General features: G+C 32.2%; 12 protein-coding genes and 1 riboswitch. Of the genes, 10 read left to right on the top strand and 2 right to left on the bottom strand.

What is annotated here, in order from left to right; genetic code table 11:
- Positions 1-17: 17 nt before the first annotated feature.
- The 9 genes from J8L88_RS09370 to J8L88_RS09330 all read left to right on the top strand — a co-directional run bounded on the left by J8L88_RS09370 (position 18) and on the right by J8L88_RS09330 (position 12,746).
- Positions 18-338, top strand: coding sequence for a 2Fe-2S iron-sulfur cluster-binding protein (locus J8L88_RS09370; protein WP_027393078.1), 321 nt, complete (start codon positions 18-20; stop codon positions 336-338).
- A gap of 90 nt (positions 339-428) precedes the next feature.
- Positions 429-537: riboswitch (SAM riboswitch) on the top strand.
- Between the two features lie 166 nt (positions 538-703).
- Positions 704-1,705: a homocysteine S-methyltransferase family protein gene (locus J8L88_RS09365; protein ID WP_118389109.1), complete on the top strand. Its 1,002-nt coding sequence runs from the start codon at positions 704-706 to the stop codon at positions 1,703-1,705.
- A 3-nt stretch (positions 1,706-1,708) separates the two neighbouring features.
- Positions 1,709-4,402, top strand: coding sequence for a methionine synthase (metH, locus tag J8L88_RS09360; protein ID WP_211060598.1), 2,694 nt, complete (start codon positions 1,709-1,711; stop codon positions 4,400-4,402).
- Positions 4,403-4,436: 34 nt separating this feature from the next.
- Complete coding sequence (gene metF, locus J8L88_RS09355) at positions 4,437-5,390, top strand: methylenetetrahydrofolate reductase [NAD(P)H] (protein ID WP_027393081.1); 954 nt, start codon at positions 4,437-4,439, stop codon at positions 5,388-5,390.
- A gap of 50 nt (positions 5,391-5,440) precedes the next feature.
- Positions 5,441-6,535: an acyloxyacyl hydrolase gene (locus J8L88_RS09350; protein ID WP_211060597.1), complete on the top strand. Its 1,095-nt coding sequence runs from the start codon at positions 5,441-5,443 to the stop codon at positions 6,533-6,535.
- A complete protein-coding gene (locus J8L88_RS09345) occupies positions 6,532-7,281 on the top strand; it encodes a head GIN domain-containing protein (RefSeq protein WP_211060596.1) in 750 nt (249 codons plus the stop codon). The genes J8L88_RS09350 and J8L88_RS09345 overlap by 4 nt, the downstream gene beginning before the upstream one ends.
- A 307-nt stretch (positions 7,282-7,588) precedes the next feature.
- Positions 7,589-10,264, top strand: a complete 2,676-nt coding sequence (locus J8L88_RS09340; protein ID WP_211060595.1) for a PAS domain-containing protein — start codon at positions 7,589-7,591, stop codon at positions 10,262-10,264.
- A 165-nt stretch (positions 10,265-10,429) separates the two neighbouring features.
- The gene (locus tag J8L88_RS09335) at positions 10,430-12,355 is read left to right on the top strand and encodes a PAS domain-containing protein (RefSeq protein WP_211060594.1); all 1,926 of its coding nucleotides are present in this window, start codon (positions 10,430-10,432) and stop codon (positions 12,353-12,355) included.
- Positions 12,342-12,746, top strand: coding sequence for a response regulator (locus J8L88_RS09330; protein WP_027393084.1), 405 nt, complete (start codon positions 12,342-12,344; stop codon positions 12,744-12,746). Before J8L88_RS09335 ends, J8L88_RS09330 begins: the two co-directional genes overlap by 14 nt.
- Positions 12,747-12,764: 18 nt before the next feature.
- On the opposite strand, the gene gldA is transcribed toward J8L88_RS09330, so the two are convergent.
- Complete coding sequence (gene gldA / locus J8L88_RS09325; protein WP_211060593.1) at positions 12,765-13,658, bottom strand: gliding motility-associated ABC transporter ATP-binding subunit GldA; 894 nt, start codon at positions 13,656-13,658, stop codon at positions 12,765-12,767.
- A gap of 319 nt (positions 13,659-13,977) precedes the next feature.
- Between gldA and J8L88_RS09320 the strand changes: the two genes are divergently transcribed.
- Positions 13,978-15,291 carry a glycoside hydrolase family 1 protein gene (locus J8L88_RS09320; RefSeq protein WP_211060592.1) on the top strand — a complete coding sequence of 438 codons (1,314 nt, stop codon included), beginning with the start codon at positions 13,978-13,980 and terminating at the stop codon, positions 15,289-15,291.
- Here J8L88_RS09320 and J8L88_RS09315 read toward each other — a convergent pair.
- Positions 15,288-15,749, bottom strand: coding sequence for an Lrp/AsnC family transcriptional regulator (locus J8L88_RS09315; RefSeq protein WP_027393087.1), 462 nt, complete (start codon positions 15,747-15,749; stop codon positions 15,288-15,290). The genes J8L88_RS09320 and J8L88_RS09315 overlap by 4 nt on opposite strands.
- Positions 15,750-15,806: the final 57 nt, after the last annotated feature.

Here is a 15,806-nt window from a genome sequence, read left to right as displayed (position 1 = left end):
ACGATTAAGACGATAATATGTCAGACGTTACCATAAAGATAAAAGATAGAGAAGGAGAAATTCATGAAGTACAGGCTCCTACTGATATGGCAATGAACCTTATGGAAGTGTGCAAAGCCTATGAACTTCCTGTAGAAGGAACTTGTGGTGGTATGGCGATGTGTGCATCTTGTCAATGTTATGTCTTATCAGATCATGAGCTTCCAGAAATGAGCCAAGATGAAGATTTAATGTTAGCAGAAGCTTTTTATGTAGAGGATAATAGTAGACTTGGATGTCAGATTCCAATTACTCCAGAATTAGATGGTTTAGAAGTAGAATTAGCTCCTGAATCTTAAAAATGTAGAATAAACTTGCAAAACAAAAGGCTATGCCTTTAATTTGTAATCATAACGGTTATAAAACTGTTTAGTTCATATAATTATTAAATGTTATCAAGAAAGGTGGAGGGAATAGACCCTATGATACCTTAGCAACCCTTTATCTTTTAAAGAAGGTGCTACGTTCTATTCGTATACTAAACGAAATAGATAACAAATGACCATAGCTTTTGCTATTTCCATTTATTTTTCTTGATATATTTTAAAATATTCCTTTTATAAAGGAGATTTAATGTTATTCGATAATGTTATATAAAGCCCGCCTTAGTATTTCATTATCGTTTAAAAATAGATTTAAGAAGTATTAGCTTGAAGATGGATAAATGAAAGACATAAAAAAAATATTAGAAGAGAGAATTCTTGTGCTTGATGGTGCTATGGGTACTATGCTCCAACGTCATAAGTATACAGAAGAGGATTTTAGAGGAGAACGATTTAAAGATTGGCCGATTCCAGTGCAAGGGAATAATGATTTATTAAGCATTACACAACCCGAAGCTATAAAAGAAGTGCATCGGTTGTATTTCGAGGCAGGAGCCGATATTGTGGAAACCAATACCTTTTCGGGGACTACAATTGCGATGGCAGATTATGAGATGGAAGAGTTGGTCTACGAACTAAATTATCAATCTGCTAAAATAGCAAAAGAAGTAGCTGATGAATTTACAGAGAAAGAACCTCATAAACCTCGATTTGTGGCAGGGTCCATTGGTCCTACAAATAGAACTGCAAGTATGTCTCCAGATGTAAATGATCCTGGGTTTAGAGCAGTTACTTTTGATGAACTAAGAGTGGCGTATAAACAACAAGTAGAAGCTTTACTTGATGGAGGTTCTGATATTCTTTTAGTTGAAACTATTTTTGATACTTTAAACGCAAAAGCTGCACTTTTTGCAATTGAAGAGGTGAAAGATGAAAGAAATATAGAAGTGCCAATTATGATAAGTGGTACGATAACCGACGCAAGTGGCCGTACACTATCCGGACAAACTGCAGAAGCATTTTTAATTTCGGTATCTCATATACCAATGCTATCAGTTGGTTTTAATTGTGCCTTGGGAGCAAGTCAATTAACTCCCCATTTAGAAGTGTTAGCCCAGAAAGCTAATTTTGGAGTTTCTGCACATCCTAATGCGGGATTACCAAATGCTTTTGGAGAATATGATGAAACTCCAGAACAAATGGCATCTCAGATTAAGGAATATATGGATAAAAGTTTAGTGAATATTATCGGAGGATGTTGTGGAACAACACCCGAGCATATAAAAGCGATTGCGGATTTAGCTAAAAAGTATGAACCAAGATCAGTAGAAGTTGTAGCATAGATTATGAGTACGGAGCAAAAAAGAAAATATCTGAAATTATCCGGATTGGAACCCATGATTGTTTCAGCAGAAACTAATTTTATTAATGTAGGAGAACGAACAAATGTTGCTGGATCACGTAAATTTTTACGTTTAGTAAAAGAGGAAAAGTTTGACGAAGCTTTAGATATAGCTAGGCATCAGGTAGAAGGTGGTGCACAGGTGATAGATATCAATATGGATGATGGCCTAATTGATGGAAAAGAAGCGATGGTTAGGTTTTTAAACTTAATTATGGCAGAACCAGATATTGCAAGAGTTCCTATTATGATTGATAGTTCTAAATGGGATATTATTGAAGCTGGTTTACAGGTGGTACAAGGAAAATGTGTAGTAAATTCTATTAGTCTTAAGGAAGGTGAAGAAGAGTTTATTGCTCACGCCAAAAAAATTAAACGATATGGAGCTGCTGTAATAATTATGGCTTTTGATGAGGTTGGCCAAGCTGATAATTATGAACGTCGAATCGAAATTTCTAAAAGATCTTATGATATTTTAGTAAATCAGGTGAATTTTCCTCCTGAGGATATCATATTTGATCTAAATATATTTCCTGTTGCCACGGGAATGGAGGAGCACAGAAAAAACGCTATTGATTTTATTGAAGCTACAAGATGGGTTCGAGAAAACCTACCACATTGCAGTGTAAGCGGAGGTGTTAGTAATGTCTCTTTTTCTTTTAGAGGAAACAATCCTGTTCGGGAAGCAATGCATTCAGTGTTTTTATATCATGCCATAAAAGCTGGTATGAATATGGGTATTGTAAATCCTGCAATGTTAGAGGTGTATGATGATATTCCTAAGGATCTCCTTGAACATGTAGAAGATGTGATCTTAGACCGAAGAGATGATGCCACAGAAAGATTATTGGATTTTGCAGAAACTGTTGTAGGGACTAGTAAAGAAAAAACGGTCGACCTTTCTTGGAGAGAAGAATCTTTACAAAATAGAATTACTAGAGCACTCGTTAAAGGGATTGATCAATATATAGTTGAAGATGTAGAAGAAGCAAGATTAGCTGCAGAGAAACCAATTGAAGTGATCGAAGGTAACTTGATGGTTGGTATGAATGTAGTAGGAGATCTTTTTGGATCTGGTAAAATGTTTTTGCCACAAGTAGTGAAATCCGCTAGGGTGATGAAAAAAGCAGTTGCTTATTTATTACCCTATATCGAAGAAGAAAAGAAAAAGAATCCCAAACAGGCCGAAGGTAATGGTTCTGCGGGTAAAGTTCTTATGGCTACGGTAAAAGGAGATGTTCATGATATAGGAAAAAACATAGTGTCTGTAGTACTAGGGTGTAATAACTATGAAATTGTGGATATGGGAGTAATGGTCCCCCCAGAAAAGATTATTCAAACTGCTATTGATGAGCAAGTAGATATCATTGGATTAAGTGGTTTGATTACACCTTCACTGGATGAAATGGTGTTTTTAGCAAAAGAAATGGAGCGTAGGAATTTTAAGGTTCCTTTATTGATAGGTGGAGCTACTACATCAAAAGCGCATACCGCTGTTAAAATTGATCCTCAATATAAAAATGCGGTAGTTCACGTAAATGATGCGTCCAGAGCAGTTACTGTTGTTGGAGATTTGTTGAATAAAAGAAGTAATCAAAAATATGTAGGAGATCTCAAAGATGATTATGAAAAATTTAGAGAAGGGTTTCTTAAAAGAACAAAACAAAAAGAATACTTGTCTATTGAAGAAGCTAGAAAAAATAAATATAAGATCGATTGGTCTTCTTCAGAAATTATAAAACCAAATACGTTAGGAATTCAGGTTATTGAAGATTTTGATTTAAGAAAGTTAGAATCTTTTATTGATTGGACACCTTTCTTTAGATCATGGGATTTACATGGTAAATATCCAGCAATTTTGACAGATGAAGTTGTTGGGGAACAAGCCGCTTCATTGTATGAAGATGCACAAGAATTATTACAAAAAGTATTTGATGAAAAACTACTTGGCGCAAAAGCGGTGTATGGTTTGTTTGAGGCCAATACTGTGGATCATGATGATGTTTTAATTAAATCAAACTCAAAAGATTTTAAATTTAGGACATTGAGACAGCAATTAAAGAAGCATGCTAGCAAACCTAATTTTGCATTGGCTGATTTTGTTGCCCCGAAAGAAAGTGGGATACAAGATTATATGGGATGTTTTTGTGTGACTACTGGTTTTGGAACCAAAGAACTTGCAGAAGCTTTTGAAGCAGATCTGGATGATTATAATTCGATAATGATTAAAGCTTTAGCAGATCGTCTTGCCGAAGCTTTTGCAGAATGTTTACATCAGAAAATTCGAAAAGAAGATTGGGGTTATGCTAAAGAAGAGAAATTATCAAATGAAGAATTAATTAAAGAATCGTATAAGGGTATTAGACCAGCACCAGGATATCCAGCTTGCCCAGATCATTTAGAAAAATTAACAATTTGGGAAGTGTTACAAGTAAAAGATAGAATAGGGGTTGAATTGACAGAAGGACTTGCTATGTGGCCTGCAGCATCAGTTTCGGGATATTATTTTGCAAACCCAGAAGCTAGATATTTTGGATTAGGGAAAATAAAAGAAGATCAGGTGAAGGATTTTGCCAATAGAAAAAATATTGACTTCGAATATGCGCAAAAATGGTTAAGTCCTAATATTATTGACTAAAATAAAAGATTACCAACTAAGAACTATAAATTAGATGAAGGTTACAGATCATATAAAAAATGCAAAAGGAAAAACATTATTTTCTTTTGAACTAATACCACCACAAAAAGGAAAAAGTATTCAAGAATTATATAATAACATTGATCCTTTAATGGAGTTTAAACCTCCATTTATCGACGTAACTACTTCTAGAGAAGAATTTATTTATATAGATAGAGATGGGTTACTAGATAAAAAGCTTACTCGTATGCGTCCCGGGACAGTTGGGATTTGTGCTTCGATAACTCATAAATATAATGTCGATACTATTCCGCATGTATTATGCGGTGGTTTTACAAAAGAAGAAACAGAATATCTATTAGTTGATTGTCATTATTTAGGGATAGATAATGTTATGGCGTTACGCGGAGACGCAATGAAGGAGGAAAAGTATTTTAATCCTACAAAAGGAGGTCATTGTTATGCCAATGAATTGGTAGAACAAATTGTGAATATGAATAGTGGTAGGTTTCTACATGAAGTTATAGAGAGTGATAACCAATCTGATTTTTGTGTTGGAGTAGCAGGGTATCCCGAAAAACATTTAGAAGCTCCTTCTATGGATTCGGATATAAGAAGGTTGAAGGATAAAGTTAATGCAGGTGCAGACTATGTTGTAACTCAAATGTTTTTTGATAATAAAAGATATTTTGAATTTGTCGAAAAAGCAAGAGAAGCCGGGATTAATGTGCCAATCATTCCAGGAATTAAACCAGTCGCTGTAAAAAGACATTTGCAATTACTTCCACAGGTATTTAAGTTAGATATGCCAGATGAACTTGTTAAGGCAGTTGAGAGTTGTAAAACTAATAAAGAAGTAAGAGAAGTCGGTATTGAATTTGCAATACAGCAATCTAAGGAGTTAATGGAATACGGAGTACCTGTTTTGCATTATTATTCAATGGGTAAATCTGATAACATAAAAAAAATTGCAGCAAATGTATTTTAAAAAGTAGTAAGGTTTTGGAAACCTAATGATGCTATCTTACATTTGTCGGAATGATAAAACATCTTTGTTTAGTACTTTTTCTTCTAGGGTATTTGGTGCAATCTCAAGAAGATAAACCATATTATAGTTTTGATATCAATAATTTTTATGGAACAATCCTGAAACACAATCCGGATATTTCTCATTTAATTACTGGGCATCCCTCTGGAGTTCTTTTTTCAATAAACCGAAAGACTTTTGGAAACAAAGACTGGCAGCGGTTATATAATTCTCCCGATTATGGAGTATCATTTATTTATCAAGATATGGATAATGAGTTTTTAGGAGAAAACTTCGGACTCTACGCTCATTATAATTTTTATTTTTTTAAGCGGGTTTTAATGCTTAGACTTGGACAGGGGTTAGCTTATAATACAAACCCATATGATGAAGATAATAATTTTAGAAATGTAGCTTACGGATCTCATTTTATGAGTTCTACCTTTGCAATGTTGAATCTAAAAAAAGAAAATTTAATAGGTGGACTTGGAGTGCAATTAGGGTTTGGGGTAATTCATTATTCTAATGCTAATTTTAAAGCTCCTAATAAAAGTACAAATACACTAGTTTTTAACGCAGGGTTTAATTATGTCTTGGATAGTACGTATCCAGAATATATTAAAAAAGAAAAAGGGGACGTTAAAGGTTCGGAACCTATTTCTTACGGTTTTATGTTCCGCAGTGGAATTAATGAAAGTGATGTTGTTGGATCTGGTCAGCATCCATTTTATACAATTGCAGCGTTTGCAGATAAGAGATTGAATAAAAAGAGTAGTGTTCAATTGGGAGCGGAATTATTCTTTTCAGAAGCTTTAAAAAAGTTCATAGATTTTAGGTCAACTGGAAATTTTGAAGACGGAACTACAGGTGACGAAGATTCCAAAAGAGTTGGTATTTTTTTAGGACATGAATTACGAATTAATAAGATATCGATTTTGACACAGTTAGGATATTATGTGTATTATCCATACGATTTCGAAGGTCAAGTGTATAATCGTTTTGGTGCAAGATATTATTTTAACAAAAATATATTTGGTTCAATTACTGTTAGATCTCACGCAGCTAAAGCGGAAGCAGTAGAGTTTTCAATAGGGTATAGATTATGAAAAGAGTTATCATAATAATATTAGGTTTGTGTCTGGTTTCCTGTGATTCTGAAAATGCGTTGGACTGTTTTCAAAGAACGGGAGGTATAATAAGACAAGAGGTTGAGGTTGCTGATTTTACAAGAATCTTAGTAAATCCTAATGTAGAGTTAATCTTAAAAGAGGGAGAAGTAGCTTCGGTCGTAATAGAGACAGGTGATAACTTATTGGATGAAGTATCCGCGGCGGTTGAAGGAGATCGTTTAGTGTTAAGTAATAGCAATGATTGTAATTTTGTGAGAGATTTTAATCAAACTAAAGTTTTTGTTACTTCTCCAAATATTACTGAAATTAGGAGTGAAACGCAATTTGATATTTCTTCAGATGGAGTACTAGGATATCCCTCTTTACGATTATTGTCAGAAGACTTTAACGAAGATAATGGAGGAAATATTACAGGCACTTTTATTATGGAATTGGATAATGAAAGCTTGTCTGTTGTGGGTAATAATATAGCTTCTTTCTTTGTTAAAGGAAAAGTTACAGAACTTTATGTCGGTTTTTTTTCTGGAACAGGACGATTTGATGGAGCTGAGCTTATTTCTGAACATGTGGAAATTCTTCATAGAGGTACAAATAAGATCATTGTAAATCCTCAACAATCCATAAAAGGTGAAATAAGAAGCACAGGTGATGTGATTTCTGTAAATACACCTCCAATAATAGAGGTTGATGAATTTTTTACTGGCCGACTTATTTTTAATTAATTTCCTGATTTTATTTAAATCATAACTAATATTAGGGATTTTTCCCTTTTTTTTAAATATGGTTTTGTTAGTTTTTTCATACTCTATTTGTTTTTTTATTATAATCAATTGATAATGTTTTTTAATACAAATGATTGTTAATGAGTAGTTTATGTTTTTGTATTAAAAGTAAAACACTCATTTTTACGTGTAATTTTATTGTGGTTTAAGCTTTTAAAATAAAAGGTTTTTCCGTAATAAAAAGTTAATGATATTGCGTAAATTTAAGTACCCCGCTGATCAAACATTTTAATCTTAACAAAATTGTATGGCCTATAGCGAGGAAACTACGTCTAGAGATTTTATTCCCCTAAATGAAAATTTTTTAAAAGAAAAACTCTATCAACTTATTAAGAAGGAAGATAAGATTTTTGACTTTATTCAAGATTCTGTATGGGATGGCCTCTGGTTTTGGGATTTGAAAAATCCTAAAAATGAATGGGTTAATAAAAATTTTTGGGATACGTTGGGCTATGATCCAAAGCATATGCCTGATAAAATATCCTCTTGGCAGGATGTTATGAAAGATGAAGATCTAAAAAAAATTTCAGATAACCTTGAAAACTATTCTCATCACCTTTCTGATTCCTACGAACAGGTTCTTCGTTATACGCATAAATTAGGGCATATCGTTTGGCTACAATTTAATGGTTTAATAATAAAAGATGATGACGGAAAACCAACTCAAATGTTGGGAATCCATACAGACCTAAGTAAATTAAAAAGAACTGAAGAAAAATTACAAGAATTAGTCGAAAAATATGAGGATGTTCTTGAAGGTCCAAATCAAGGTTCTTGGGAATGGAATTTAAGGACAGGAGAGGTGTTGTTTGATGAACAATGGGCTAATATTATTGGATATTCACTTGCTGAATTACAGCCTATTTCTCTAGATACTTGGGTTAGTTTTATGCATCCTTCGGATCATATTAAGACAACTAAAATATTGCAGGAACATTATGAAAAAAGAATACCGTATTATGAATGTGAGATTCGACTAAAACATAAAAATGGAGAATGGATATGGGCTTTGGTTAAAGGTAAAATAATTAGCTGGGATAAAGAGGATAATCCAGAATGGTTGGTAGGGTCTCAGGTCGATATTACTGATAATAAAAAAGCATTAGAAAAAAATAGATTGTTTGTAAGTCAAGCCCCAAGTGCAATGGCAATGTTTGATACAAATATGAGGTACTTGGCGGCATCTAGAAGATGGTTTGAAGATTATAATATTGTAGGTCAAAATATAATTGGAAAAACTCAGTATGAAGTTTTTCCAGAAATGGAAGAAAAATGGAACGAATATTACAAAGAATGTCTCACTGGAAATGTTCTTAGAAAAGAAGAGGATTGTCTTAAAGGTAAAGAGGGATGTTTACAATGGATTTCCTGGGAACTCAGGCCTTGGTATAATAGAGAAGGAAAAATTGCTGGAGTTTTAATGCATACTTCTGACATTTCTAAACTAAAAAAAGCAGAAGCCATTAATGAAGAACGTAAAGTTTTTTTAGAAGCAATTTTAGACAGTGTTAACGTAGGGATAGTATCCTGTGATCAAAACGGTAAATTGACTTTATTTAATAATGCGACGAAAAAATGGCATGGTTTACCAGTACGATCTATTCCAATTACAGAATTATCTCAACACTATGGTCTTTATAAGAGAGATGGTGTAACACCATTAAAAGAAGAAGAAATACCACTATTAAAAGCTTTAAAAGGAGAAGAGGTAAAAGATCAAGAGTTAACTATAATCCCTAAAATTGGTCCTATAAGAAAAGTAGTAACTAATGGTTCTCAGTTAATAGGAGCAGATGGAGAAATAAAAGGTGCGGTTGTGGCTATGCATGACGTTACTGAAAGAAAAATGGCTGAAGATAAACTTAAAGTGAGTGAAGAAGCATTTAGAGGAAATTTTGAAAATGCAGCTATAGGAATGGCGATCATTGGCTTAGACGGAAGATGGATCGAAGTGAATAATGCAGTTTGCAATATGATTGGGTATTCTAAAGAAAAACTTACTAAGATGACTTTTCAGGATATTACCCATCCTGATGATCTAAAAAAAGATCTGGGATTATTGAATAAACTTTTAAAAGATGAAATACCGTATTATCATTTAGAAAAAAGATATATTCATAAGAACGGTCAGGAAGTCTATACGTTGTTATCAGTCTCTTTGGTGAAGGATAAAAATCAAAAACCACTTTATTTCATTTCTCAAATAACGGATACTACTCAGAATATAAATACTAGGAGGAAATTACATAAGGCCCTTGCAAAATTAGAAGGAGTTTTAGAGTCGAGTACTAGAGTTGCTATTATTGGTACAAATACATCAGGTATCATTAACATATTTAATAAAGGAGCAGAAAACTTATTGGGATATTCTAGAGATGAACTTTTATTGAAAGAAAGTCCAATTATTATTCATCTAAAAGATGAGATAAAGATGGCTGAAATTGAGTTGTCAACAGAGTTAGGGGAGTATAAAGAAGGGTTTAAGGTTTTTATTGAATTAGCAAATAAAGAAAAATACTATACGAGAGAATGGACACTTGTAAGAAAAGATGGAACTCAATTCCCAGTGCAACTTACGATTACTGCAATAAAAGAAAAAGGAAATATAATAGGTTATTTAGGTGTTGCAACCGATATTAGTGATATAAAAAAAGCAGAGAGAGAGCTTAAGTCAATTTTAAAAGTAACCGAAAATCAAAACACACGTTTAAAAGACTTTGCTCATATTGTATCTCATAAATTACAATTACACTCAAGTAATTTAGAAAGACTCTTAGAAAAATTTTTACAAGAAAATCCTGAGATAAAAGAATCTGATATTATTAAGATGTTTAAAATTACATCATCTAAGCTTTCAGATACTATCAAGGATTTAAATGATGTAGTTAAAATCAATAATTCTATTACAACTAATTTAGATTAACTTTTACGAGGTTTAGTTTATACAGGATAATCTAAAAATATATTTATAAAGTTGAGACCATAATATTATTGAGGTTTATTAACATATTTTTTAAGGGAATTTTCCTTAACTTTAAGTAAATTCCTACTTACATACCCCTTCTGTTATAATAAAATGAATAAGACAATGAAACTTGAAAAAAAGATAGATGTAGATCCAATTTTGGATAGCGGGGAACACTATTTGCAAAAAGAATTATACGATCTAGTTAAAAAAGAAAGTTCAATATTCGATTTTTTACAAGTCGGAGCGTTGGACGGGCTGTGGTTTTGGGATCTATTAGACCCAGAAAACGTATGGATGAACTCTAGTTATTGGACCACATTTGGATATGATCCCAAGAAAATGCCTCATAAAGTAGATTCTTGGCAGGATATTGTGTTTAAAGAAGATTTAAAAAATGTATATGCCAATTTTGCAAGCCATGCAGAAGATCCTACCTGCCCTTATGATCAGATAGTTAGATTTAGACATAAATTAGGACATACTGTGTGGGTTCGGTGCAGAGGTATGATGTTACGAGATGAAGATGGGAAGCCTGTTAAAATGTTAGGCGCACATACTGATATCACAGATATTAAAATAAAAGAAGAAGAACTTAAACTTCAGTCAGCTTTTTTTGAACACATAATTGATGGAACCGGTCTAGGTACTTGGAAATGGAATGTTAAAACAGGAGAAACAATTCTCAATGAACGTTGGGCAGAAATTATAGGATACTCACTTTCAGAACTAGAACCAATTTCTTTAAGTACTTGGTTAGAACATTCCACTAAAGAAGATCAAGATAGATCAAACAAATTTCTAAAAGATCATTTTCTTAATAAAACCCCTTTTTACGAGTGTGAATTTAGAATGAAACACAAAAATGGTGAATGGATTTGGGTTTTAGATAGAGGAAAAGTAGTAAGCTGGGATGAAAATGGAAATCCTGAATGGATGGTTGGATCCCATCAAGAGATTACTAAAAAGAAGAGAGATTTTGAGAGAAACAGACTTTTTATAGAGCAAACTCCTAGCGCAATTGCAATGCTAGATAATGAAATGAATTATTTAGCAGCTTCTCAAAAATGGTTAGAAGTGTATGAGATAGAAGATGTTGAAATTATTGGTAAATCATATTATGAGATTTTTTCTAAAATCAGTGAAGCAAGGAAAATAAATATTGATAATTGTTTAAAAGGAAATATAGTTAAGAATTATGAAGAGAAAATAGAAACTAAAAGTGGCAAATTTAAGTGGTTATCTTGGGAGTTACGTCCTTGGTATTCAGATGATATTGAAATAGGTGGTCTTATAATTCATGTTTCGGATATTACTAGAATAAAAAAAGAGGAAGAATTAAAGTCATTATTGAAGGTAGCAGAAGAGCAGAATAGAAGATTAAAAAACTTTGCTCATATCGTTTCTCATAATCTTAAATCTCATTCAGGAAATTTTGAAATGTTGCTGGATCTATTTTTACAGGAAAACCCGGAAATAGAAGACAATGAAATCATTAAACTTTTTAAGACTGCTTCAAGTAATCTTTCTGATACTATTGCTCATTTAAATGAGGTAGTTTTGATCAATACTTCGCTTGATAAAAGTTTAGTGCCAATACAGCTTAAAGATGTTATTGATGAGGTCGTAAGAGGTGTTTCTGCTATAGCATTAGAGTCTAAAGTAGAAATTAATAATTTAGTTGATGATGATATTGATGTATTAGCTATTCCAGCTTATTTAGATAGTATATTACTCAACTTTATTACAAATGGTATTAAATATAGATCAAGGGAACGAAAGAGTCATATAACCCTTAGTGCAGTTGCAAATAGGAAATACGTGGTTTTATCGATAACGGATAATGGATTGGGTATTGATTTGGTTAAGCATCGATCTAAGCTATTTGGAATGTATAAAACCTTTCATCCTAATATTAAAAATTCGAGGGGAATAGGATTGTTTATTACTAAAAATCAAGTAGAAGCAATTGGAGGAAAGATAGAAGTAATTAGTACGGTTAATCAAGGAACAACTTTTAAAATTTATATGAAATATGAGAAGAATTGATATTGCTTGTGTTATAGACGACGACCCTATTTTTGTTTTTGGGATTAAAAAGGTTATGCAACTCATTGACTTTTGTGAAGGAATATTGGTTTTTAAAAATGGCCAAGAAGCATTAAATAATTTAAGAGCGATTATTTCGGCAAAGGAAAAGCTACCAGATATTATTTTGTTGGATTTAAATATGCCAGTATTGGATGGATGGCAATTTTTGGATGAGTTCATTAAGATACCTTGCGAGAAAGAAATACTTATCTATGTTGTTTCTTCATCAGTTGATCCAGAGGATGTTCTTAAAGCTACATCTTACGAAGGAGTAAGTGATTATATAGTAAAACCTATATCAGTTGCAAAATTGAAGGAGGTTTTGAATGATTTTGAAAGTGCTTTTTAATACTATTATTAAAAAATACTATTTAGTTAATTCTCTAAATAGACTTTCTAAATCTTTATTTTTTCTTGAAAGTTGAAGAATTTTCAATTCATTATCATGAGCAAAATCAAAAACTGCTGATCTCATATCTGTAGTAGTGTCAAATGTAAGTTGATATACAAATCCATGGATGTTTTGTACATTCTTTATATGTTCAAATTTTAATAAAAAAGCTTCTTCTACTCTATAATCAAATTCAACTTCTATGAGTTGATCCATTTGATCAGTCATTTCATTTAAGTTTTTATCAGCGACAACTTCGCCTTGATTAATTATAATCACTCTGTCGCACATTGCTTCCACCTCCTGCATAATATGTGTAGATAGAAAAACTGTTTTTTCTTTACCGACTGATTTGATAAGTTCTCTGATTTCTACTAACTGATTAGGGTCAAGACCTGTTGTTGGTTCGTCAAGTATTAAAACTTTTGGATCATGTAGTAAAGCACATGCCAGCCCTACACGTTGTCGATATCCTTTGGATAATTGACTGATTTTTTTATTAGACTCTGGGAGTAGACCAGTTAATGTAATTACTTCTTCTATTCTAGATTTTGATATTTTATACACCTGCGCATTGAATAATAAATATTCTCTAACGTACATTTCCAAATACAAAGGATTGTGTTCAGGAAGATATCCAACACTTTTTTGTACTTCTATAGGCTCCTTATGTATATCAAAACCATTAACGATAGCTTCTCCTTCGGTTGGGGCTAGATAGGTAGTTAGGATTTTCATCATCGTAGACTTTCCAGCACCATTAGGTCCTAAAAAACCAACAATTTCTCCCTGACTTACTTTAAAAGAAACTTCTTTTAAAGCATTTTGATTATCATATATTTTCGTAATATTTGAAACTGAAATTGACATAAACACATATTATAACTACCCGTTATGTTCAAAAGTACATAAAACGATATTTATTGTATCGATAACCAATAAAAAATTAAAAAACTGATCATAACATTTAGATAATATTTAGGTAAACATATGTTGGATCTGTTTTATTAACTTTAAAAATCAAAACCAATTTATATGTTAGTTAGTAGAATAAATAATAACATAGTTCGTTTTTTTACCAAGGTGATTTATAATATTCAAAAGGTAATTTTCTTTATTATATATCCATACATTAAGAAGAGCTTATTCAAGCATTAGTAACTATTCTTTCTTTGAGTTTTATTTATCAATGAGTAATATTGACCATCTTATTTGGGGAGTCACAACTGCAGCAGCCCAAACTGAAGGTGGTTTTAATGCGGATGGTAGAGGCCTTTCTATATGGGATACGTTTACTAATAAACCAAAAAGTATTAAGGATAAATCAAATAACCAGGTTGCAACAAATTTTTACGAACGATATAGGGAAGATATTGATTTATCTGTTAAAATAGGGTTGAAAATATTTCGTTTTTCAATTTCTTGGTCAAGAGTTTTACCCAATGGATCAGGAGTAATTAATGAAAAAGGAATTGCATTCTATAATAAAGTAATTGATTATTGTATAGAAGTTGGTATAGAACCATGGATTACCACATATCATTGGGATTTACCTCAGAAATTACAAGATAAAGGTGGTTGGAAAAATCGAGATATAATTACTGATTACGAAAATTATATTAAAGTACTTAAGCTTTATTTTGTCGACCGAGTAAAAAATTGGATACTTATTAATGAAGCGATTGTGTGTATTGGAGCAGGATATTTTCTAGGAATACACGCTCCTGGCAAGCGAGGGATTAAAAGTTTTAGTGCTAGTATTCATCATATTTTATTAGCTCAGGCCAGAGGTTATAGAGTTTTAAAAGGTCAAAAAGATATAAAAATTGGCACCGCTATTAGTTGCACAAAAATTGAATCGCATTCCAAAAGAAAAAAAGACCTAAGAGCAGCGAGTCGAATAGATGCATTAATGAATCGTTTATGTATTGAACCCTATATAGGTTTGGGGTACCCTGAGAATGAACTTCCTCTCGTAAAAAGAATTAAGCGGTTTGTACAACAGGGTGATATGGAAGAAATGAAAGTTGATTTTGATTTTTGGGGAATTCAGACGTACGCTCGAGAAGTGGTTAAAAGTGCGTGGTACATTCCTTATTTAGGTAGTATCCCTGTTAAACCAAGCAAAAGAAAAGCACCTGTTTCTATTATGGGATGGGAAACATATCCAAATGGGATTCAGTATTTTTTGGAAAGATTTTCGATGTATGATTCAGAAAAACCATTGTGGCTTACAGAATGTGGAATGGCCTTATCAGAAAAAGAAGATGATGCTAAACGGATAGAATACTACACACATATTATAGAGGGTATGAAAAAGGTTTCTGATCAAGAAATCAACTTAAAAGGGATATTACTTTGGACGCTTGTAGATAATTTTGAATGGGCCGAAGGATATATTCCAAAATTCGGAATAATTGGTATGGATAAAATTACACTCAATAGAAAAATGAAAAAAACAGCATTTTGGCTTAAAGATTATTTATCCAATCGTTCAGGTTAAATATAGAATTCTGATGAATGTTTGATTTCTTTTAAAACAAATGTGCTATTTAAAACCCCAATATTTTCAATTTTAGAAAGTTTGGTCTTTACAAAATCATGGTATTCTTCTAAACTTTTAGTGTGGATTTTTAAGATAAAATCTACTTGCCCGGCCATATGGTAACATTCTTGCACTTCTTCTAAATTTTGAATTTGTTCTTCGAATTTTTCAATAAATGCTTCATTGTGATATCTCATAGATACTTGACAAATAGTAGTTATAGATCTGTCTATTAGCTTTTTATCTAATATAGCTACATACTTTTTTATAATCCCTTGTTTTTCTAGCCTTCTAACTCTTTCATAAACAGGAGATGGTGTTAAATTAAGAATAGCAGCAATTTCTTTAGCCGTTTTTTTAGAATCTTTTTGAAGAATTCTAAGAATTGTGATGTCAGTTTGATCTAAATGGTCCATGTATGTTAATTAAAAATTACTTTAAAACAGAGAGTTACACATCCTTTAAAAGTAATT

Origin of the sequence: Aquimarina sp. MMG015 (genome assembly GCF_018100855.1) — a bacterium.
Taxonomy (GTDB): Bacteria; Bacteroidota; Bacteroidia; order Flavobacteriales; family Flavobacteriaceae; genus Aquimarina; species Aquimarina latercula.
Note: the sequence above shows the minus strand (reverse complement) of the source record. Positions and strands in the feature narration are given on the sequence as shown.

Bases quoted from the DNA above. Each gene is read 5' to 3' on its own strand.
- J8L88_RS09345 (WP_211060596.1), top strand. From the start codon at position 6,532: ATGAAAAGAGTTATCATAATAATATTAGGTTTGTGTCTGGTTTCCTGT.
- J8L88_RS09365 (WP_118389109.1), top strand. From the start codon at position 704: ATGAAAGACATAAAAAAAATATTAGAAGAGAGAATTCTTGTGCTTGAT.
- J8L88_RS09330 (WP_027393084.1), top strand. From the start codon at position 12,342: ATGAGAAGAATTGATATTGCTTGTGTTATAGACGACGACCCTATTTTT.
- J8L88_RS09315 (WP_027393087.1), bottom strand. From the start codon at position 15,749: ATGGACCATTTAGATCAAACTGACATCACAATTCTTAGAATTCTTCAA.
- J8L88_RS09340 (WP_211060595.1), top strand. From the start codon at position 7,589: ATGGCCTATAGCGAGGAAACTACGTCTAGAGATTTTATTCCCCTAAAT.
- metH (WP_211060598.1), top strand. From the start codon at position 1,709: ATGAGTACGGAGCAAAAAAGAAAATATCTGAAATTATCCGGATTGGAA.
- gldA (WP_211060593.1), bottom strand. From the start codon at position 13,658: ATGTCAATTTCAGTTTCAAATATTACGAAAATATATGATAATCAAAAT.
- J8L88_RS09335 (WP_211060594.1), top strand. From the start codon at position 10,430: ATGAAACTTGAAAAAAAGATAGATGTAGATCCAATTTTGGATAGCGGG.
- metF (WP_027393081.1), top strand. From the start codon at position 4,437: ATGAAGGTTACAGATCATATAAAAAATGCAAAAGGAAAAACATTATTT.
- J8L88_RS09370 (WP_027393078.1), top strand. From the start codon at position 18: ATGTCAGACGTTACCATAAAGATAAAAGATAGAGAAGGAGAAATTCAT.
- J8L88_RS09320 (WP_211060592.1), top strand. From the start codon at position 13,978: ATGAGTAATATTGACCATCTTATTTGGGGAGTCACAACTGCAGCAGCC.
- J8L88_RS09350 (WP_211060597.1), top strand. From the start codon at position 5,441: ATGATAAAACATCTTTGTTTAGTACTTTTTCTTCTAGGGTATTTGGTG.